Source organism: Tessaracoccus sp. OS52, from assembly GCF_020687685.1.
In the GTDB taxonomy this organism is placed as follows: Bacteria; Actinomycetota; Actinomycetes; order Propionibacteriales; family Propionibacteriaceae; genus Arachnia.
Map to the genome: position 1 here is coordinate 626,279 of NZ_JAJEWM010000001.1, position 19,582 is coordinate 645,860.

At 68.8% G+C, this 19,582-nt stretch carries 22 protein-coding genes; 18 read left to right on the plus strand and 4 right to left on the minus strand.

Annotated elements, in window-relative coordinates:
- Positions 1-3: 3 nt before the first annotated feature.
- Complete coding sequence (locus tag LKO27_RS02830) at positions 4-444, minus strand: metallopeptidase family protein (RefSeq protein WP_227735376.1); 441 nt, start codon at positions 442-444, stop codon at positions 4-6.
- An 86-nt stretch (positions 445-530) separates the two neighbouring features.
- On the opposite strand from LKO27_RS02830, the gene LKO27_RS02835 reads away from it, so the two are divergent.
- Genes LKO27_RS02835 through ahcY form a run of 6 tightly spaced genes read left to right on the plus strand, consistent with a single transcriptional unit; the run spans position 531 to position 5,392 of the window.
- On the plus strand, positions 531-857 hold the full coding sequence (locus LKO27_RS02835) for a DUF3499 family protein (protein WP_370629977.1): 327 nt from the start codon (positions 531-533) through the stop codon (positions 855-857).
- 20 nt (positions 858-877) lie between these two features.
- Complete coding sequence (gene manB / locus LKO27_RS02840; RefSeq protein WP_227735378.1) at positions 878-2,278, plus strand: phosphomannomutase/phosphoglucomutase; 1,401 nt, start codon at positions 878-880, stop codon at positions 2,276-2,278.
- On the plus strand, positions 2,278-2,469 hold the full coding sequence (locus LKO27_RS02845) for a Trm112 family protein (RefSeq protein WP_227735379.1): 192 nt from the start codon (positions 2,278-2,280) through the stop codon (positions 2,467-2,469). The genes manB and LKO27_RS02845 overlap by 1 nt, the downstream gene beginning before the upstream one ends.
- Before the next feature lie 8 nt (positions 2,470-2,477).
- The gene (locus tag LKO27_RS02850) at positions 2,478-3,500 is read left to right on the plus strand and encodes an SIS domain-containing protein (protein WP_227735380.1); all 1,023 of its coding nucleotides are present in this window, start codon (positions 2,478-2,480) and stop codon (positions 3,498-3,500) included.
- Positions 3,501-3,522: 22 nt separating this feature from the next.
- Entirely contained in the window at positions 3,523-3,960 is a 438-nt protein-coding gene (gene aroQ, locus LKO27_RS02855) for a type II 3-dehydroquinate dehydratase (RefSeq protein WP_227735381.1), read from the plus strand.
- Positions 3,961-3,994: 34 nt separating this feature from the next.
- Positions 3,995-5,392, plus strand: a complete 1,398-nt coding sequence (gene ahcY, locus LKO27_RS02860; RefSeq protein ID WP_227735382.1) for an adenosylhomocysteinase — start codon at positions 3,995-3,997, stop codon at positions 5,390-5,392.
- 12 nt (positions 5,393-5,404) lie between these two features.
- On the opposite strand, the gene LKO27_RS02865 is transcribed toward ahcY, so the two are convergent.
- Positions 5,405-5,647 (minus strand): DUF3039 domain-containing protein, encoded by a 243-nt coding sequence (locus LKO27_RS02865; protein ID WP_227735383.1) that lies wholly within the window; start codon positions 5,645-5,647, stop codon positions 5,405-5,407.
- A gap of 25 nt (positions 5,648-5,672) precedes the next feature.
- Here LKO27_RS02865 and LKO27_RS02870 point away from each other — a divergent pair, with 25 nt between their 5' ends.
- Positions 5,673-7,043, plus strand: coding sequence for an MFS transporter (locus LKO27_RS02870; RefSeq protein ID WP_227735384.1), 1,371 nt, complete (start codon positions 5,673-5,675; stop codon positions 7,041-7,043).
- Here LKO27_RS02870 and LKO27_RS02875 read toward each other — a convergent pair.
- Positions 7,040-8,158 (minus strand): serine/threonine-protein kinase, encoded by a 1,119-nt coding sequence (locus tag LKO27_RS02875; protein WP_227735385.1) that lies wholly within the window; start codon positions 8,156-8,158, stop codon positions 7,040-7,042. The two genes, LKO27_RS02870 and LKO27_RS02875, sit on opposite strands and share 4 nt — an antisense overlap.
- A gap of 100 nt (positions 8,159-8,258) precedes the next feature.
- Here LKO27_RS02875 and LKO27_RS02880 point away from each other — a divergent pair, with 100 nt between their 5' ends.
- Positions 8,259-9,113, plus strand: coding sequence for an RDD family protein (locus LKO27_RS02880; RefSeq protein WP_227735386.1), 855 nt, complete (start codon positions 8,259-8,261; stop codon positions 9,111-9,113).
- Positions 9,114-9,140: 27 nt separating this feature from the next.
- Positions 9,141-11,303 (plus strand): 4-alpha-glucanotransferase, encoded by a 2,163-nt coding sequence (gene malQ, locus LKO27_RS02885; protein ID WP_227735387.1) that lies wholly within the window; start codon positions 9,141-9,143, stop codon positions 11,301-11,303.
- Here malQ and LKO27_RS02890 read toward each other — a convergent pair.
- Positions 11,300-12,652, minus strand: coding sequence for a nicotinate phosphoribosyltransferase (locus tag LKO27_RS02890; protein WP_227735388.1), 1,353 nt, complete (start codon positions 12,650-12,652; stop codon positions 11,300-11,302). The two genes, malQ and LKO27_RS02890, sit on opposite strands and share 4 nt — an antisense overlap.
- 90 nt (positions 12,653-12,742) lie before the next feature.
- Here LKO27_RS02890 and clpS point away from each other — a divergent pair, with 90 nt between their 5' ends.
- From clpS to LKO27_RS02935, 9 genes are all read left to right on the plus strand, one after another.
- The gene (gene clpS, locus LKO27_RS02895; RefSeq protein WP_227735389.1) at positions 12,743-13,048 is read left to right on the plus strand and encodes an ATP-dependent Clp protease adapter ClpS; all 306 of its coding nucleotides are present in this window, start codon (positions 12,743-12,745) and stop codon (positions 13,046-13,048) included.
- A complete protein-coding gene (locus tag LKO27_RS02900) occupies positions 13,045-13,602 on the plus strand; it encodes a DUF2017 family protein (protein WP_227735390.1) in 558 nt (185 codons plus the stop codon). Before clpS ends, LKO27_RS02900 begins: the two co-directional genes overlap by 4 nt.
- A gap of 56 nt (positions 13,603-13,658) precedes the next feature.
- Positions 13,659-14,402, plus strand: coding sequence for a glutamate racemase (murI, locus tag LKO27_RS02905; RefSeq protein ID WP_370629978.1), 744 nt, complete (start codon positions 13,659-13,661; stop codon positions 14,400-14,402).
- 232 nt (positions 14,403-14,634) lie between these two features.
- Complete coding sequence (gene rph, locus LKO27_RS02910) at positions 14,635-15,363, plus strand: ribonuclease PH (RefSeq protein ID WP_227735392.1); 729 nt, start codon at positions 14,635-14,637, stop codon at positions 15,361-15,363.
- Positions 15,360-15,965, plus strand: a complete 606-nt coding sequence (gene rdgB, locus LKO27_RS02915) for an RdgB/HAM1 family non-canonical purine NTP pyrophosphatase (protein ID WP_227735393.1) — start codon at positions 15,360-15,362, stop codon at positions 15,963-15,965. Before rph ends, rdgB begins: the two co-directional genes overlap by 4 nt.
- Position 15,966: 1 nt before the next feature.
- Positions 15,967-16,782 (plus strand): thymidylate synthase, encoded by an 816-nt coding sequence (locus LKO27_RS02920; protein ID WP_227735394.1) that lies wholly within the window; start codon positions 15,967-15,969, stop codon positions 16,780-16,782.
- Between the two features lie 13 nt (positions 16,783-16,795).
- Positions 16,796-17,275 (plus strand): dihydrofolate reductase, encoded by a 480-nt coding sequence (locus LKO27_RS02925; RefSeq protein WP_227735395.1) that lies wholly within the window; start codon positions 16,796-16,798, stop codon positions 17,273-17,275.
- On the plus strand, positions 17,275-18,264 hold the full coding sequence (locus LKO27_RS02930; protein WP_227735396.1) for a DUF2332 domain-containing protein: 990 nt from the start codon (positions 17,275-17,277) through the stop codon (positions 18,262-18,264). The genes LKO27_RS02925 and LKO27_RS02930 overlap by 1 nt, the downstream gene beginning before the upstream one ends.
- A gap of 37 nt (positions 18,265-18,301) precedes the next feature.
- Positions 18,302-19,408, plus strand: a complete 1,107-nt coding sequence (locus LKO27_RS02935) for an LOG family protein (protein ID WP_227735397.1) — start codon at positions 18,302-18,304, stop codon at positions 19,406-19,408.
- The last annotated feature ends 174 nt before the right edge of the window (positions 19,409-19,582 follow it).

Genomic DNA, 19,582 nt, shown 5'->3' on the forward strand with positions numbered 1-19,582 from the left:
CGGTCAGTCGTCCCAGTCGTCGCCGATCTCGCGGTCGACGAGTGAGTCGATGTCCAGCCCGGTCAGTGCGCTGAGCTGCTCGACGATGGTGCGGTGGACCAGACGCCGCAGCTGGGCACGCGAGTCGGCGCGGTGTTCCAGTGGTCGCTCGTAGATCACGATCTGGGCTCGCCGATCCCGGCTGGGTTCGAGCGCCGCCGACATCGGGACCCGGTCCCCGGACCAGTTGATGTTGAAGTGTGGCACGTCCTCCACGCCCACGACGATGCCCGTCAGGGCCTGCGGGTTCACGGAGGCGATCTCGGCCATTGCGGAGGTCACGCACTCGTTGAAGTAGTCCGTCCGGCTGGGGCGGCGCAGCGGAACGGGGCGCGATGACCAGGTGTGCGGCAGCGCCAGCGGGCCACGGATTCCCCGCCCATGTCGGTCTCGGCTGCGTGGCATGCGCCAACTCTAGCCGCGACGCCGCTAGGTTGTTCCCCGTGCGCCTTTGCTCCAGGACGGCCTGCCACTCAGCGGCGGTGGCCACCATGACCTACGCCTACGCCGACTCGACGGCGGTGCTCGGCCCCCTTGCCGTCGCCCACGTGCCCGGTGCCTTCGACCTGTGTGCCCAGCACGCGGAGCGCACCAGCGTCCCCCGCGGCTGGGAGGTCATCCGGCTGCCCCTCGACGTCCTGCCCCGAGAGGTCCTTGCCGAAGACGATGACGACCTGCTGGCGCTGGCCGACGCCGTGCGGGCGATCGGGCTGCGCCACGACGACGTCGAGCCCCTCGCGGCCGCCGCACCCATGACCGCCTCGTCGGAGGAAGGCCGCCAGCTGGGTCACCTGCGGTTGTTGCCGAGCATCAACTGAGGGTCAAGTAGGCTTCGGGGGTGCTAGCTCCCGACATCTTCAAGGCAAATGACATCCGCGGAGTCGTCACCGGGGATGCCCCGGAATGGGACGTCGACGGCGCCCGAGCGCTGGGTGCCGCGTTCGTCGACCTGATGGGCCTGCAGGGACGCGAGTTCGTACTGGGCCGCGACATGCGCGTGCTGGGTCGTGAGCTCTCACTGGCGTTCGCCGACGGTGCCCGCCGCGCCGGCGCTGGTGTTGTCGACGTCGGCCTGACGGCAACCGACCAGCTCTGGTTCGCCTCGGGCTGGCTGTCGTTGCCGGGAGTGCAGTTCACCGCCAGTCACAACCCGGGTGAGTACAACGGCATCAAGTTCTGCCTCGCCGACGCCCGCCCGGTCGCCCCGGACTTCATGTCCCGGCTGCGTGACCTTGCCGGCACCGTCGCCATGGGGGAGACCCTGGAGGGTGGCTACCGGAGCGTCGAGACGCTGTCGGCGTACTCGGGCAAGCTCTCGCAACTGGTCCCGCCGGGCGACGGCCGGGACCTGGTCGTCGTCGTCGACGCCGGCAACGGCATGGCCGGCCACACCTGCCGCAGTGCCCTGGCGGGTCGCCGACTCGACATCGTCGGCCTCTACCTGGAACCGGATGGCAGCTTCCCCAACCACCCGGCAAACCCACTCGAGCCGGCGAACCTCGTCGACGCGCGTGCCGCGGTGCTTGAGCACGGTGCCGATCTCGGCCTGGTGTTCGACGGCGACGCCGACCGCTGCTTCATCATCGATGAGCGCGGTGAAGTGGTTGACCCGTCGGTGGTGACGGCGATGATCGCGCTGGCCGAGCTCGAGAAGGAGCCGGGCGGCACCATCGTCACCAACACCATCACGTCCTGGGCCGTGGCCGAAGCCGTCGAGGGCAAGGGCCGCCTGGTGAAGTCGAGGGTGGGCCACACCTACGTGAAAGCTGTCATGGCGCGCGAGAACGCAGTCTTCGGTGGCGAGCACTCCGCCCACTACTACTTCCGCGACTTCTGGTCCGCCGACACCGGGATGCTGGCGGCGCTGCACGTGATCGAACTCCTGCGTCGCTCCGGGGAGCCGCTCTCGGCGCTGGCCAGGGAGTTCGACGGCTACCACCGCTCCGGTGAACTGAACTCCACGGTGGCGGATGCCGCCACCTGCCAACGGGCCGTCGAGGATGCCTTCGAGGGGCGTGGCACGGCTGAACGCACCGACGGGCTGACGGTGGCGAACCATGCCGAGGGCTGGTGGTTCAACCTGCGTCCCAGCAACACCGAGCCTTTGCTGCGACTCAACGTCGAGGCCAGGGACGCCTCCCGCATGGAGCAACTGCGCGACGAAGTTCTGGCACTGGTTGCCGCGAGCGCGGGGGCGCTAGATTTGCAGGGCGAGGCCATCGATGAGGAGAACCGCTGATGAGTGAGCAGAACATGGATCTTTCGCCGGAGTTCCTGGAGATCGCCGCGTGCCCCGCGTGCCACTCCAAGTTCGCCGTCGACTACGACTTGTCCGAGCTGGTGTGCACGGGGCAGGACTGTGGCCTCGCCTACCCGGTCCAGGACCGCATCCCGGTGCTCCTCATCGACCGCGCGCGCAGCACGAAGTAGGAGTGGCCATGACACGCCAGACCTTCGACGAGGCGCGCCTCGAGGACCCAGCGACCCACGACGACAGCGAGCTTCGCTGGCTTGCCGAGACCGGTGCACGCATCCGACGCGCGATCCTGACCGAGCCCATCGGTGACGTCGACGGTGCCGACCGGCCCCGCGGTGTGCTCACGATGGGAGCCGAGGCGCGGCTGGTTCGGGCGGTGCTGGAGCCCGTGTGCCCGGTCCCGTTCATGGCCTGGCCGGGCCCGATGCTGCCCGCCTGGGTGGGTCCGCTGGACCTCGTCGTCATCCTCGGTGGCCGTCAGGCGAGCGAGTGGGAGATCGACTGCGCGGGAGAGGCGGCCCGTCGGGGGGCGACCATCATCGTCGCGGCCCCGGAGAACTCCATGCTGGCCGCTGCCGCCTCCTCCAGCGCCACCACCCTGGTGCCCACCTCCGACGCGGACCCGATGGCTGCCGCGATCGCCGTCCTTGACCTGCTGGGGCGTCTCGGGCTCGGGCCCGAGTTCCAGCCGGAGCTGGTGGCCGACGCCGCTGACCTGGTGGCGGGGATGTGCTCGCCCTACCACGGGATCGGTCAGAACCCGGCCAAGGACTGCGCCATCGGCCTCGCGGAAGGGCTCCCGCTCATCTGGGGACCGCCCGTGCTGGGCGCCCGGGCGTCGCGCCGGATCGCCGAGGCCATGCGCCGGGCGAGCGGTCGGCCCGCCCTCGCGGCCGACGCGGAGGAACTGGAGACCGTCCTGCGCGCCGTGCCCCCGCAGGACCCGTTCGCGGATCCGTTCGAGTCGGACTTCGAGGCCCCGCCGGTGCTGATGCTGCTGGACGAGGACAAGGTGCCCGAGCGGCTGCACGGCGTCTCCGACCGCCTGGGGCGGATCGCCGAGTCGATCGGGGTGAGGGTGTGCAGTCTCTCGTCGGGAGAACCCGGCCTCGAGAGCTCCGACGTCGAGCGCTACGTCACCCTGCTGCAGCACGGCCGCTACGCCGCGGCCTACCTCGGGATCGGACTGGGACGTAGCGAGTGAGGATTCTGGCAGACTTCGTGCCATGACGAAGGTGCTTGTCCTCAACGGTCCCAACCTGGGAAGGCTCGGGAAGCGGGAGCCCGAGATCTACGGCTCGACCACGCACGCCCAGCTGGCCGAGCATCTGGTGGCAACCGGCGCCGCCCTGCAGTTGGAAGTCGAGGTGCGCCAGACCAACCACGAGGGCGAGATGCTCGACTGGCTGGGTGAGGCCGCCGACGGCGGGCTGCCCGTCGTGCTGAACCCTGCGGCGTGGTCGCACTACAGCATCGCCATCGCCGACGCCGTCGCGCAGGTGGAACTGGTGGTGGAGGTCCACATCAGCAACGTGCACGCCCGGGAGGACTTCCGCAAGCACCTCGTCGTCACGCCCTACGCCACCGGAGTGATCGCCGGTCTCGGTCTCGGGGGCTACGACCTGGCGCTCACCCACATCGCCGCCGTCACCGCCGCCGACTGACGCCCTTCCCGCATCCCGGGCTAGACTCGCCCGCGTGGATTACCGAGTAGCAGACCTGTCCCTTGCCGAGTTCGGACGCAAGGAGATCGAACTCGCCGAGCACGAGATGCCCGGCCTGATGGCGATGCGGGAGCGTTTCGCCGCCTCCCAGCCGCTGGCCGGAGCCAGGATCGCCGGCAGTATCCACATGACCATCCAGACCGCCGTCCTCATCGAGACCCTGGTCGCCCTGGGCGCCGAGGTGCGCTGGGCGTCGTGCAACATCTTCTCCACCCAGGACCACGCCGCCGCCGCGATTGCCGCAGCCGGCATTCCCGTGTTCGCCTGGAAGGGCGAGACGCTGGAGGAGTACTGGTGGTGCACCCGCCAGATCCTGCAGTGGCCGGACGGCAAGCTGCCCAACATGATTCTCGACGACGGCGGCGACGCCACCCTGCTGGTCCACCAGGGGGTCTGGGCGCAGGACGCAGGTGAGGTCCCGGCCGACGACGCGTCGGACTCCGAGGAGTTCCGGATCATCAAGGCTGCCCTCCGCGAGGACCACGGCTCGGTGGACTGGAAGGCGATCGCAGCGTCCGTCAAGGGCGTCACGGAAGAGACCACCACAGGCGTGATGCGCCTCTACGAGATGGCCCGTGACGGGATGCTCCTCTTCCCGGGGATCAACGTCAACGACTCGGTCACCAAGTCGAAGTTCGACAACAAGTACGGCTGCCGCCACTCCCTGATCGACGGGCTGAACCGCGCCACCGACGTGCTGATCGGCGGCAAGGTGGCCGTCGTCTGCGGCTACGGCGACGTGGGCAAGGGCTGCGCCGAGTCCCTGCGGGGACAGGGCGCGCGCGTCATCGTCACCGAGATCGACCCGATCTGCGCGCTCCAGGCCGCCATGGACGGCTACCAGGTGGCCACCCTCGACTCGGTCGTCGAGACCGCCGACATCTTCATCACCGCCACCGGTGGCCTGCACATCATCAGCGCCGAACAGATGGCGCGCATGAAGCACCAGGCGATCGTCGCCAACATCGGGCACTTCGACAACGAGATCGACATGGCCGGCCTCACCGCCCGCAGCGACGTCACCAAGGACGAGATCAAGCCGCAGGTCGCCAAGTGGACCTTCGACGACGGGCACGCCATCATCGTGCTCTCCGAGGGCCGCCTGATGAACCTCGGCAACGCCACCGGGCACCCGTCGTTCGTGATGAGCAACTCCTTCACCAACCAGGTGCTGGCCCAGATCGAGCTGTTCACCAAGCCCGAGCAGTACCCGATCGGCGTCTACACGCTACCCAAGCACCTTGACGAGGAAGTGGCTCGACTGCACCTGGCCGCCCTGGGCGTGGAACTGACCCAGCTCACGCAGGAACAGGCCGACTACCTCGGCGTCGACGTGTCCGGTCCCTTCAAGTCGGACCACTACCGCTACTGACGTCCACGCACCTCACTTGCCGGGGTTGAGGGACTGCCAGATCTCCTTGCACTCCGGGCACACGGGGTACTTCTCCGGGTTCTTGGTGGGCACCCAGACCTTCCCGCACAACGCGACGACGGGGCTCCCCGTCACCATGGCCTTGACGAGCTTGTCCTTGGGCACGTAGTGCGAGAATCGCTCGTGGTCGCCGTCCTCGAACTGCTGGGTTCGTTCGTCGACGACTGTCTGGGAGCCTGGGGCGAGTTCGCTCATGGATAGAGTCTAGGCCGGAGGAACGATGGAGAACACACGCGAGGTGATGCCCGGGCGCAGGAAGTTGCTCCTCGGGTTGTTCCTCAGCGTCTTCGGGGTGGCGTTCGAGATGATCGGGATCGCCACCGCACTGCCGACGGTGATGGCCCAGTTCGAGGCGTCCCACCTCTACGCGTGGGCCTTCTCGACGTTCATCATCGGCCAGCTGCTCTCGACGATGCTGGCGGGCCGACTCGCGGACCGCCGCGGACCGCTGCCCCCGATGCTCGCCGGCTTCGCACTGTTCCTGACAGGGCTGGTGGTCGCCACCCTTGCGCCCTCGGTCTGGCTCCTGCTCCTGGCGAGGTTCATCCAGGGTCTGGGCGCGGGCGGCCTGAACCTGTCCCTCTACGTCACCATCGCGATGGTCTTCTCCGGGCCCGAGCGGTCGACGGTGCTGGGCTGGATCAGCTTCATCTGGCTGCTGCCCGCCTTCGTCGGGCCCCCGCTGGCTGCCGGACTGACGACGATCACATGGCGACTGGTGTTCGCCCTGATGGTGCCGTTCCTGCTGGTCGCCGCCGCCCTCGCGCTGCCGTCGATGCGCAGGGTGCAGCAGACCTTCAGGCCGGGCGAGTCGACCCCGGGCGTGGCCTGGTGGGCGATCCTCATGGTCTCGGTGGCGCCCGGCTTCATCCAGTTGGCGGGGGAGGGACTCGGGATCTGGAGCGCCGTGGCAGCCGTGGTCGGCGTCCTCGGGCTGGTCCTCGGCCTGGGCAGGGTGATGCCGCCGGCCATCCGGTTGCTGGGCAGGGGCCTGGGTGCCGTGGTGACGTCGCGGGCCCTGCAGGCGGGTTCGTTCTTCGCAGCCGAGGCGTTCCTGCTGCTGGTCCTGAAGGAACTGCGGGGCCTCTCCCCGCTGCAGGCCGGGCTGGTGCTCACCATCGGCAGTGTCAGCTGGTCGTTGGGGGCGTGGTTGCAGTCCCGGGCCTGGATCCGGCTCCGCCGCGACCAGCTCATCAGCACGGGCACTGCCCTGGTGTTGTTCGGGCTGTTGGTGATCGTCGGTTTCATCCAGTGGGAGTGGCCGGTCCTCGTGGCCCTGTCCGGGTGGCTGTTCGCCGGCCTGGGCATGGGGGTGCAGCTGCCGAGCACAGCCGTGGCCACCATGGACCTGTCCGGCGCGCACGAACAGGGGGCCAACAACGCGGGCCTGCAACTGGCGGAGGGCTTGGGCAACGCGCTGATGACGGCGATCGCAGGTGCCATCTACGCGGCCCTGCTGCCCGCGCTGCACTCCAGTTTCCTGGCGGTCTTCGTCATGCTGGCTGGATTGTGTGCGCTGGGCCTGCTGGTGACGCTGCGGATCGGTCCCATCCAGAACTCCTCGCTCCGGGAACCGGCTGTGAACGGCTAACCCGTCAGGAAGTAGACGGTGGCCCACATCGTCAGCCCCAGGAGCGCCAGCGCGCTGAACGAGATCCAGACGTAGAACCAGGGCGAGTGCGTCTCGGTGGACTTCTTCGGCCGGTAGCGGTCCTTGCCGATGTAGTTGTCAAGCATCACCATCGGGGTCTGCGGGTGCGGGCGTAGGCTGCTGGACTGGTGACCGCCGCTGGTCGCGACCACCGGGGGTGCGGGCGCGCTGGGAACCGAGCCGGCCGACGTCGGGGTCTGGACGGAGCCGCCACCCACGCGGCGGGGCGCGAACTGGTCGCCACCGGGGGTGGCGTCCGCCAGCCGGTCCAGTGCGTCGGCCAGTTGGATGGCCGTCTGCGGCCGGCGATTGGGATCCACCGCGAGGGCGGAGGCGAGCACCTCGTCGAGCAGCAACGGGGCACCGATCTGGGCCGCGATCGGGGGCGGGCCGATGTGGGGGTTGCGGTCCAGCACCTCCTGCAGGTTCCGGGCGGGAAAGGGCGGCCTCCCGGTGAGCATCGCGTACGTGACGCAAGCCATCGAGTAGAGGTCCGAGCGGTGGTCGAGCTGTGTGGAGCGGGCCTGTTCCGGGGCCATGTAGGCGGGTGTGCCCGCCGTCATGGTGTCGCGGTACTCGTCCAGCAGAGACTTGGCCACGCCGAGGTCGGCCAGCATCACGCGCACGCCGCCCGGCCCGTTGGAGAGCAGGATGTTTCCGGGGGTGACGTCGCGGTGGACGAGCTGGTTGCGGTGCAGGACGTCGAGGGCGCGGCACGCCTCGGCGCACAGCCGCAGCGCCAGCCCGGGGGCGACCAGGCGTTTGCGCAGCGTGTCGAGGGACCCGCCGTCGGCCAGGTCCATGACGAAGTAGGGCTGGTTGCGTTCGTTGGTGCCGATGTCGTAGACGCGCACCACCCGCTCGTCGGCCAGCCTTCGCAGCAGGCGAGCCTCGGCGAGGAAGCGGGCTCGGACGTCGTCGTTGCCCGCCCAGTTGTCGGCCAGGACCTTGACGGCGACGGGGACTTCGAGAACGTCGTCCTGACCGCGGTAAACGGTCGCGAAAGACCCGGAACCAATGCGTCCGGTGATCCTGTAGCGACCGATCATCTCCATTGCGACCATTGTCGCCCATGAACATGCGCCGCAGCCAATGCTGGGGAGCGACTTCCGCGTGGTTGTGCACCAGCTGGAAATCCTTGGCATCCTTGGGCGCATGAGTCAATCCGTCAATCAGCCGCCAGCCGGTTGGTACCCCGATCCTGCCGGTTCCGGCGACGAACGCTACTGGGACGGCGGCAGCTGGTCCCATGTGACCAGGCCCGCGGGCGGACTCAACAACGGCAACCAGCCCGACGGGTACCTGAGCGGTCAGGCCAGCTACGGACAACCTGACCAGCAGTCCCAGCAGTCCTACGACCAGCAACCCCAGCAGCCGTACGGGCAGCAGCCGTACGGGCAGCAGCCCTACGGCCAGCAGCCCTACGGGCAGCAGCCCTACGGCCAGCAGCCCTACGGCCAGTATTCCTACCCGAGCGCCGGTTACGGTGGTCCCGGGCGCGCGGGCTACGGATCCGGCCAACTCGCCGGGTGGTGGTGGCGGGTGCTGGCCAGCATCATCGACGGCGTCGTGTTCCTGATCCCGCAGGGGGTGCTGCAGTCCCTCATGCTGGTCGAGGCGACCAGGCTCCTGGAGGGCTGGCTGGAGGAGGCGATGATCGCCACCGAGAGGAACTCCACGGCCCTCCCGCCGATACCACCGGAGGTGTACTCGGGGTACTTGGCCTACGGCCTGGTGGTGGCCCTGCTGGTGATCGCCTACCGCATCGTGATGGTCGCCCAGTTCGGCGGCACCGTCGGCCAGCTCGCCACCGGGCTGCGCGTGGTGCGCGACGGCGACCACAGCTTCTCCAACGTCAGCTGGGGCAGCTCCGCCGTGCGCGGCGTCCTGGCGGTGGTGCTCTTCCAGGTTCCGGTGCTCGGATTGGTGAACGCGCTGATGCCGCTGTTCAACGGCAAGAAGCAGACCCTGCATGACATGGCGGCCAAGACCGTGGTCGTCAAGAAGTAACCTCCCACCACGGATAGGCAAATCCCTGTGTCACAACTTCCCGACGGACTCGCGGAGCTCGCCGACCACTACGGAATCGCCCGCGAGTTCTGGGACTGGAAGGGCCGCCACACCCTCATTCCGGCAGAGACGATCATCCACGTCCTGGGCGCCCTTGGGGTGACCGCCGAGACCCAGGAGGACCGCGACGCCGCCCGGGCACGTCTGCACGAGGTGTACTGGCGTCGGGTGCTGCCGCCGTGCACCGTCGTCGTCGAAGGCGACGTGACTCGCATTCCCGTCCACGTTCCCGCCGGCACGTCCGTGGGAGTGCAGGTGCTCCTGGAGTCGGGGGAGCGGCGCAGCCTGGGGCAGGTGGACAACGACCTTCCCGACGTCGAGACGAGCACGGGGATCCGAGGGGAGGCGACTTTCGTCGTCCCCGAGGACCTGCCGCTCGGGTACCACACCCTCATCGCCAGCGGCGAGGAAGGCGTTTCGCAGGCATCGCTCATCGTCACGCCCAGGTTCGTGGGCTTCCCGCTGGCGATGCGCGACGAACGGATCTGGGGCTACGCGACCCAGTTGTACAGCGTGCGCTCGCGCAAGTCGTGGGGGCTGGGTGACCTGACGGACCTCGCGGACCTCATCACCTGGTCGGGTACGAGGCAGTTCGCGGGCTACGTCCTGGTGAACCCGCTGCATGCCGCCGAACCGACCGCGCCGATGGAGCCCTCGCCCTACCTGCCGGCCAGCCGGCGGTTCATGAACCCCATCTACATCCGGCCCGAGTCAATCCCAGAGTTCGCCGACCTCGACCCCGTCGCCCGAACGCGGATCCGTCGGATGCGGACCCAGCTGGAGAAGGACAGCAACCCTGCCGTCATCGACAGGAACTCGGCCTGGCTGGCCAAGCGTGAGGCCCTGGAACTGGTCCATGCCGTCGGGCGTCGAGCCGCCCGGGACATCGCCTTCGACGACTTCCGCTACCGGGAGGGCTCGGCGCTGCGCAACTTCGCCGTCTGGAGCGTCCTGAGCGAGGAGTTCGGGACCAACTGGATGGAGTGGCCGCAGGCCTACCGGAGCCCGGGCACCCCCGAGGTTCTGGACTACGCCGCCGCCCACGCCGGCCGCATCGAGTTCTACGAATGGCTGCAGTGGATTGCCCACACCCAGGTTTCGGCCGCCCAGACGGTCGCGCGCGAGGTGGGAATGCGGGTTGGGGTCGTTACCGATCTGGCCGTCGGGGTCAGCGCCAGCGGTGCCGAGACCTGGATGATGCGGGACCTGTTCGCCGACGGCATCCACGTCGGCGCCCCGCCGGACCAGTACAACCAGGCCGGCCAGGACTGGGGCCAGCCGCCCTGGCGCCCGGATCGGCTCGAGGAGGTTGCCTACGCCCCGTTCCGCGCCATGGTCGCCGCCACGCTCCGGCGGGTGGGCGGAGTGCGGATCGACCACATCATCGGGCTGTTCCGGCTGTGGTGGGTGCCGCAGGGGCTCGGCCCGAAGTTCGGCACCTACGTCCGCAACAACCATGAGGCGCTCGTGGGCATCCTGGCGCTGGAGGCCCACCGCGCGCAGGCACTGGTGGTGGGAGAGGACCTGGGCACCGTCGAGCCCTGGGTGCGTGACTACCTGGCCCGACGGGGGATCCTGGGAACCTCGGTGCTGTGGTTCGAGGCCGACGAGCACGGGCGCCCGCTGGCGGCCGACCGCTGGCGGGAGTACTGCATGGCGTCGGTCACCACGCACGACCTGCCCCCGACGCTGGGCTACCTGGCCGGCGACCACGTCCGGCTTCGCGACGACCTGGGCCTCCTGACCGAACCCTTGGAGGAGGAACTGACGGCGGCCAGGGGCGAGCAGGCAGGATGGCTGGAGCAGTTGCTTGACAGGGGCCTGCTGACGCACGAGCACCGGGAGGACCCGGAGCAGGTCATGCTGGCGCTGCACCGCTACCTGAGGCTCACGCCGTCGAAGGTGCTGCAGGCCGCCCTGGTCGACGCGGTGGGGGAGCGGCGGGCGCAGAACCAGCCCGGCACCCACAACGAGTACCCCAACTGGCGGATCCCGTTGGCCGATTCGTCGGGAGAGCCGATCTGGCTGGAGGACATCTTCAGCGCCGAACTGCCGCGGCGGCTCGCGGCCGTGATGAACGGCCTGGAGCGGCAGCCCCACTCGCGCTGGGACCCCGACGCGGACGCCTAGATGTTGGCGGGGTTGGGGGCAGCCTGGTACGGGTTGGTGGTCTGCTCCCCCTGGGCGTCGAGGATGATCGTCTCGATCGTGGGTTCCCCGCGACTGATCCGCAGTGCCGAGATCGGCAGTTCGGCCAGCGACTCGTTGTGACGGCGGCGGGCGTCCTCGAGGGTGGCGTGGTGAACCAGTTCTCCCCGTTTGAAGACGTCCACCAGAAGGTCGCGGTCGTCACCGTCGTTGAACGGTGCCGCGCCCAGTCCGATGATCTCGGCCTCGGCAACGCCGTCGGCGTCGCGCCGCCGCATCGCGAACTTCCGGCCGCCAAGGGTGTTCTTGCCCTTTGACTTCTTGCCCACCGGAGTCATTGGCGCGTCCGGGTCCGCCGACTCCGCACGGGCGACCAGCTTGTAGACGAAGCCGCAGGTGGGGTGACCGGAACCGGTGACGAGCGAGGTGCCCACGCCGAAGCCGTCGACGGGTGCGCCGCGCAGGGCGGCGATCTGCCACTCATCGAGGTCCGAGGTGACCGTGATCCGGGTGTCGTGGGCGCCCAGGTCGTCCAGTAGGTCCCGGGCGCGGCGGGCCATGATCGCGAGATCGCCCGAGTCCAGGCGGATTGCGCCGAGGCGGCCTCCGGTGAGTTCGACGCCGAGTCGGATGGCGGCCTCCTCGTCGTAGGTGTCCACCAACAGCGTGGTTCCTTCGCCGAGGCTGGCCAGCTGGGCCTTGAAGGCCTGCTCCTCCGAGTCGTGGAGCAGCGTGAACGAGTGCGCGGCGGTCCCCATGGTCGGGATGCCCCAGCGCCGTCCGGCCTCGAGGTTGGACGTCGATGCGAAGCCGGCCACGTAGGCGGCCCGGGCCGCGGCGACGGCGGACCACTCGTGCGTGCGCCGCGCGCCCATCTCGACGCAGGGCCGGCCGTCGGCCATGGCAGTCATCCGGGAGGCGGCGGCCGCGATGGCCGAGTCGTGGTTGTAGATGGCGAGCAGCAGCGTCTCCAGGACACAGCACTCGGCGAAGGAGCCCTCCACGCTGAGCACGGGCGACCCGGGGAAATAGATCTCGCCCTCGGGGTAGCCCCAGATGTCGCCGGAGAAGTGGTAGTCGGCCAGCCACTCGGCCAGGTTGTCCTTGATGATGTGGTGCTCCAGCAGGTACTGGATCTCCGGCTCCCCGAACCGGAACTCGGCGATGGCGTCGATGGCGCGACCCAGCCCGGCGACCACACCGTAGCGCCGGCCCTCCGGGAGCCGACGCGTGAACAGGTCGAACAGGCTGTGGCGGTCGGCCGTACCGGCGTCGAGGGCTGCCTGCACCATCGTGAGTTCGTAGTGGTCGGTCAAGAGGGCCGTTGTCATGGACAGACTCTAGCGGCGGGGTCCCGCCCGATGGGGGCTCGCGGGTCCGTCCGGGGCCGTCGGCTGGCGGAGGCTGGTAAAAATGGGGGCATGACCGAGCAAGCCAAGCCGCGCAAGGGTGGGGGCGTCGATGTCCTGGACGCCCCGTCGGAGGCTGCGCTGACCTCCCAGCAGTGGGTCACGATCGTCTGGGATGACCCGGTGAACCTGATGAGCTACGTCACCTATGTCTTCCAGGAGTACTTCAAGTACCCGCGGGACAAGGCGGAGAAGCTGATGCTGCAGGTGCACAACGAGGGGAAGGCAGTGGTTTCCACCGGAAACCGGGAAGCGATGGAACGCGACGTCATGGCCATGCAGAACTACACCCTGTGGGCCACGATGGAACGCGCATGAAGCCCCGCGACAACGAGGTGGTGTGGGAGTTCGACGGGTCCGACGGGCACGCCAACGTCATGGGTGCACTTGTGCTGCGCTACATCGAGGCGCTCGACGACCTGCTCCCTGAGGACTACGACGACCCGATGGACCAGTTGGCCGCCGAGTTCGCGGACCGGCCTGACGAGCTCGTCGACGCCGACCCCGGTCTGGCGAGGCTGTTCCCGCCCGCCCTCGACGATCCGGAGCAGGCCAGGCAGTTCCGCCGCGACGCCATCACGCAGCAGGCCCGGGAGCGGCTCGAGGCCGCCCGCATGGTGCTCGCCGACGTCTCGTTGGAGGACGATTCGGTGGTCTACGTCACCCTGGGCAGGATCGATGCCTGGGTGAAGACGATGTCGGCGATGCGCGCGCAGTGGAACGTCGAACTGACCGGCAGCGCGGAAAGGCTCGCTGAGGCCACCAGGAAGGACATCGCCACCAACCCCACCGCCGTCGCGGTGTGTGACTGGCTCGGCTATCTCATCGAGGACGCGCTCGAGGCCCGGGCCATTGCTTTGGAGGACATGTGAACGACCTGAACCGGCCCATCGGAATCTTCGACTCGGGTTTTGGTGGCCTCACGGTCATGCGAGCGCTGGTTGACCAGTTGCCCAACGAGGACTTCATCTACCTCGGCGACACGGCCCGCGCACCCTACGGCCCCCGGCCCATCGCCCAGGTCCGGGAGTTCGCGCTCCAAGGGCTGGACTACCTGGCGGCCATGGACGTGAAGGCGCTGGTCATCGCCTGCAACTCGGCCTCCGCTGCGGTGCTGCGAGACGCCCGGGAGCGCTACTCGGTCCCCATCACCGAGGTGATCCTGCCTGCCGCACGACGGGCCGCCGCCGCCACGCGCAGCGGGAAGGTCGGGGTGGTCTGCACCGAGTCGACGGCGCGCTCGCACTCCTACGAGGACGCCTTCGCCATCAACACCGAGATCGATCTCACCACCAAGGCCTGCCCCAGGTTCGTGGAGTTCGTGGAGGCGGGCATCACCGGCGGGGAGGAACTGCTCGGCGTGGCGCGTGAGTACCTCGACCCACTCTCCGAGGCCGAGATCGACACCCTGGTCCTGGGGTGCACCCACTACCCGCTCCTCAGCGGCGTCATCAACTACGTGATGGGCCACGGCGTCACGCTGGTCTCCAGTGCCGACGCGGCCGCCCAGGCCGCGTTCTCCATGCTCACCCGCCGCGGGCTGGTCCACGAACAGCCCCGCGAGTCCACCCGCACCTTCCTCACCACCGGTGACCCCACGGACTTCCAGGGGATCGGCGAGCGGCTGCTGGGGGGATTCGTGACCGATGTGACCAAAGTGAAGATCGACTGACCAACCACAACCGGAGGTTCTGGAACAAATGTGTACGAGAGTCACCTGCGCAAACTGCGGAAAGCCCTCCTGGGAGGGCTGCGGCGAACACATCGAGCAGGCGCTGGCGGGCGTCGCTCCGAGTGAGCGTTGCACCTGCCCCAGGAGCGAGTTCCGCCCCGCGACCGGCCATGCACATGGTGGCCCGCTGGGAGGGGGACGCCTCGGGTCCTGGTGACGCTAGGTTTGGGCCATGACTGAATCACCCCGTCTGGACGGCCGCGCCCCCGAAGACCTCCGTGAAGTGCGCATCACGCGCAACTGGCTCGACCACGCGGAGGGTTCCGTGCTCGTCGAGTTCGGGCGCACCCGGGTGCTGGTGGCCGCCAGCGTCACCGTCGGCGTGCCCCGGTGGCGCAAGGACTCGGGACTCGGCTGGGTTACTGCGGAGTACGCGATGCTGCCGCGGGCGACGCACACCCGCAGCGACCGTGAGTCCGTCCGCGGGAAGATCGGCGGCCGCACCCACGAGATCTCGCGCCTCGTGGGCCGTTCCCTGCGTGCAGTCATCGACTACAAGGCCCTGGGGGAGAACACCATCGTGCTGGACTGCGACGTGCTGCAGGCCGACGGTGGCACCAGGACAGCCGCCATCACGGGCGCCTACGTGGCGCTGGCTGACGCCGTCGAACACCTCCGCGGACTCAAGGCCCTCAAGGGCGAACCGCTCAAGGACTCCGTCGCCGCCATCTCCGCCGGCTTCGTCGACGGCGTCGCCATGCTGGACCTGGCCTACGAGGAGGACTCCAGCGCCGGGACGGACATGAACATCGTGATGACCGGGTCGGGCAAGCTCATCGAGGTCCAGGGCACCGCGGAGGGGGAGCCGTTCACGCGTGCGGAGTTGGACCAGTTGCTGGACCTGGGGGCTGCCGGTTGCGCCGAGCTGACCCGCATCCAGAAGGAGGCCCTCGCCCGGTGACTCGCCCCGAAAAGGTGGTGCTGGCCACCAACAACGCCAAGAAGCTGGCCGAGCTCCGCCGCGTGGTCGAGGCGGCGGGGGTCGACGTCGAGGTGCTGGGACTGGCCGACTTCGAGCCCTACCCGGACCCCGCGGAGACGGAGCGCTCCTTCGAGGGCAACGCGTTCCTGAAGGCCGAAGCTGCCGTGGCGGCCACGGGCATCGCCGCCGTCGCCGACGACTCGGGCATCGAGGTGGCCGAGCTGAACGACATGCCCGGTGTGCGATCAGCGCGCTGGGCGGGGCCGGAGTGCGACGACGATGCCAACCTCAGGCTGCTGCTGCGCCAGCTCGACGGCGTACCCGCGGCCCGGCGCGGTGCCAGGTTCGTCTGCGCGCTGGCCCTGGTGACCCCCGAGGGGCAGCGGCGGCTGTGGCGGGGCGAGATGCCCGGCCGGGTGGCGGAGTTGCCCGCCGGTGAGCACGGCTTCGGGTACGACCCGATCTTCGTCGCCGACGGTTTCGACGTGACCACGGCGGAGCTGGACCCCGCAGAGAAGGACGCCATCAGCCACCGCGGGCAAGCGGTGCGCGCATTCGTCGAATGGCTCAAGGAGGCCTGAAGTGCAGCAATACCTGGATCTGCTCCGTCACGTGATGGACAACGGCGTCGACAAGTCCGACCGCACCGGCACGGGCACCCGCAGCATCTTCGGTCACCAGCTCAGGTTCGACCTGCGCGAGGGCTTCCCGCTGCTGACCACCAAGAAGGTCCACACCCGCAGCGTCTTCGGCGAACTGCTGTGGTTCCTGCGTGGTGACACCAACATCGCCTGGTTGCACGAGAACCGGATCCGCATCTGGGACGAGTGGGCCGACGAGTTCGGTGACCTCGGTCCCGTCTACGGCTACCAGTGGCGCTCCTGGCCGACTCCGGACGGTCAGCACGTCGACCAGATCGCGAAGGTCATCGAGTCGCTCCGGACCAAGCCGGACTCCCGGCGGCACATCGTCAGCGCGTGGAACGTGGCCGACGTCGATGACATGGCCCTGCCGCCGTGCCACACGCTGTTCCAGTTCTATGTCGCGCCAGCAGCCGAGGAGGGAGGCCGGGGCGTGCTCAGCTGCCAGCTGTACCAGCGCTCCGCGGACCTGTTCCTCGGTGTCCCGTTCAACATCGCCAGCTACGCGCTGCTGACCCACCTCGTGGCACAGGTGTCTGACCTCGAGGTGGGCGACTTCGTGCACACCTTCGGCGACGCCCACATCTACTCCAACCACTTCGACCAGGTGGCCGAACAGCTGGGCCGGACCCCTGGCCCGCTGCCGAAGCTCCGCCTGAACCCGGAAGTCCGTGCCATCGACGAGTTCGAACTCTCCGACATCGAGGTGCTCGACTACAACCCAGCCCCGGCCATCAAGGCCCCCATCGCCGTCTAGGAGCACCTTCGTCATGCGCATCGTGGCCATCGCAGCAGTCGCGGACAACGGGGTCATCGGCTCCGGGGACGACATGCTGTGGCACCTGCCCCTGGACTTCAAGCGGTTCAAGGAGGTGACCAGCGGGAACACCCTCATCTTCGGCCGACGCACGCACGAGCAGATCGGCAGGCAGTTGCCCAACCGCCGCCTGATCGTCGTGACCCGGAACCGGGACTGGTCCGAGGACGGCGTCGAGGTGGCCCACTCCATCGAGGAGGCTCTCGAACTGGCCGCCAGGACCCCGGACAGGGTCTGCTACGTCGGCGGCGGCGCGGAGATCTACGCGGCGGCCTGGCCGTACCTGACCGAACTGGACATCACCCACGTCCACCAGTCCCCGGAAGGGGAGGCGAAGTTCCCCGTGATCAGCCAGCGCGAATGGACCGAGATCTCCCGGGAGCCGCAGCCGGGATTCGACTTCGTGCAGTTCCGGCCCACCCCCAAGCCCTGATGCAGGACTCCCACGCCTTCGCCACGAAGTCCATCGCGGAGCTGTACCGCTGGATGGCGGAGGAGACCGCGCCGACGTCGAAGACCTGGGAGGCCGTCTGCCTTTGGGTCGCGGAGTCGCGGGAGCTGACTGGGATCCTGGACCGGCTCCCCGGCACCAAGCGCCAGCCGAACCTCTTCCTAGGGGCACTGAAGTACCTCGACGCCCCGCTGGAGCCTGGTCCGGGGTTGACCGAATGGGTGATGGATCGCTGGGCCGAGGTCGAGGCCGTGGTCCTCTCCCATGCCACCCAGACCAACGAGCCTGGCCGGTGCGCCGTACTGGCGCCGGTGCTGGCGTGGCTGCCGCAGCCCATCACGCTGCTGGAGGTGGGCGCGTCAGCCGGACTCCTGCTGGTGCCCGACCGCTACCGCTACCGCTACGACGACGACCCCGCGGTCACCGGTTCGCATGCGAGGCCCGGGTCGCTCGAGTTGGAGTGCAGGGTCACCGGCGTCGCACCAGGTGATGTGACCGGGTTGCGGATCAGCGACCGGGCAGGACTGGACCGCAACCCGCTCCGCGCCGACGATCCCGACGTGGTCCGCTGGTTGCGCGCACTGGTTTGGCCCGGTGAGGCGGACAGGGAGGAACGCTTGGCCCGCGCGCTGTCGGCAGTGGCCGAGGACGTGCCCAGAGTCATCGCCGGCGACGCGCTGGCGGATCTGGACCGGCTGCTCGCGCACGCGCCGTCGCAGGGCACCGTGGTGGTGCAGCACTCCGCGACGCTCGCCTACCTGCGGGAGGAAGAGCGCAACGAATTCGTCGGGCGGGTCCGGGAAGCCGGTGCACACTGGCTGTCCTTTGAGGGAGTCGGCGTGCTGGCCTCCATCAGGGAGCGGATCCCCGACCTGGAACGGCACCGCGGGACGCCAAACTTCGTCGTCGCTCTCGACGGCGAACCGCTGGGTTTCGCCAGCCCTCACGGCCGCTGGGTCAGCTGGTACTGAGCACCCGGGACACCGCCTCTCGCCTAAGCTCATCAGCATGCGCACCGAGGTCGACACCCTTGCACAGTTGGACGATGCGGTGGCGGCGGGCGGTGACCTCTCCCGAGCGGTGATCCAGTCCCTGGACCTCCGGGGCCGGGAGACGGTTCTGGCCGATTGTCGCGTTGATGGCGCCCTGCTCCTCGGTTGCACCCTCACCGACGAGGGGGTGGCGTCACTGCGCTCCAGAGGTGCGTTGATCTTCCCCCGATTGCCCGAGGCTCCACTGGACACCTACCGCGCCACGTTGTACTCGCCGATCGACCTGTACGACAACCTTCCCGAGCGCAAGTACGAGGAGAGTCTGGACGCCCGCGGCTATGCCTGGATCCGGGGCGCGGCGGGTCAGCCGTCGCTGGACCAGACGCTCGCGGAGGCGCTCCACGACCACGCGATCTCGGATGCGCTGGACGACTACCTCTCCACCATCGACCCTGGTCGCGTCGTGGGGATCATGGGCGGCCACGCGATGGAGCGCGGCAGCGAGGGCTACTCGTCGACGGCGCAACTTGGCATGCACCTCTCCCTGGCGGGCATGCTGGTGGTCTCGGGAGGTGGCCCGGGCGCCATGGAAGCGGCAAACCTCGGGGCGCGTCTGGCCCCTCACGGTGGTGACGCGCTCGAAGAGGCCCTCACCGTGCTCGCGACGGTGCCGAGCTTCAAGCCGTCGGTGGACGAGTGGGCGCGGGCGGCCTTCGAGGTGCGCGCGCTGTTCTCGGGCGGGTCTGACACCCTTGGGATCCCGACGTGGTTCTACGGTCATGAGCCGCCCAACGTCTTCGCCAACCGGATCGCAAAGTTCTGCTCCAACGCCCTCAGAGAAGACGTGTTGCTCCACCGCTGCCGGGGCGGGTTGGTCTACCTTCCCGGCGCGGCCGGCACCGTGCAGGAGCTGTTCCAGGCCGTCACCGGCAACTACTACGCCGCCGACCCGTCGTCTATCACGCCGTTGGTTCTGGTTGGTGTGGAGCAGTGGACCAGGAAGTTGCCTGCCTGGCCGTTGCTGCAGTCGTTGGCTGCCGGGAAGCCGATGGCCGCGCGGATCGCGCTGGTCGACACCGTCGAGGAAGCTGGTGCATATCTGGCCGAGGCCGCCGCTGCCTAGGGACGCTCAGTCGTCCATGGCTTCGATGCCGAGTGCCTGCCGCCAACGCGGCGTGGCGGAGCCTGGAGTCCTTGGTGGTGCCCCACACACCCCTTGACGCCCTGTCCCGTCTCGGGTTCACTTGTGGGACACGGAGGGGAGTATCCCCCAAGCGCTTCGTCGTCACTACGGTCC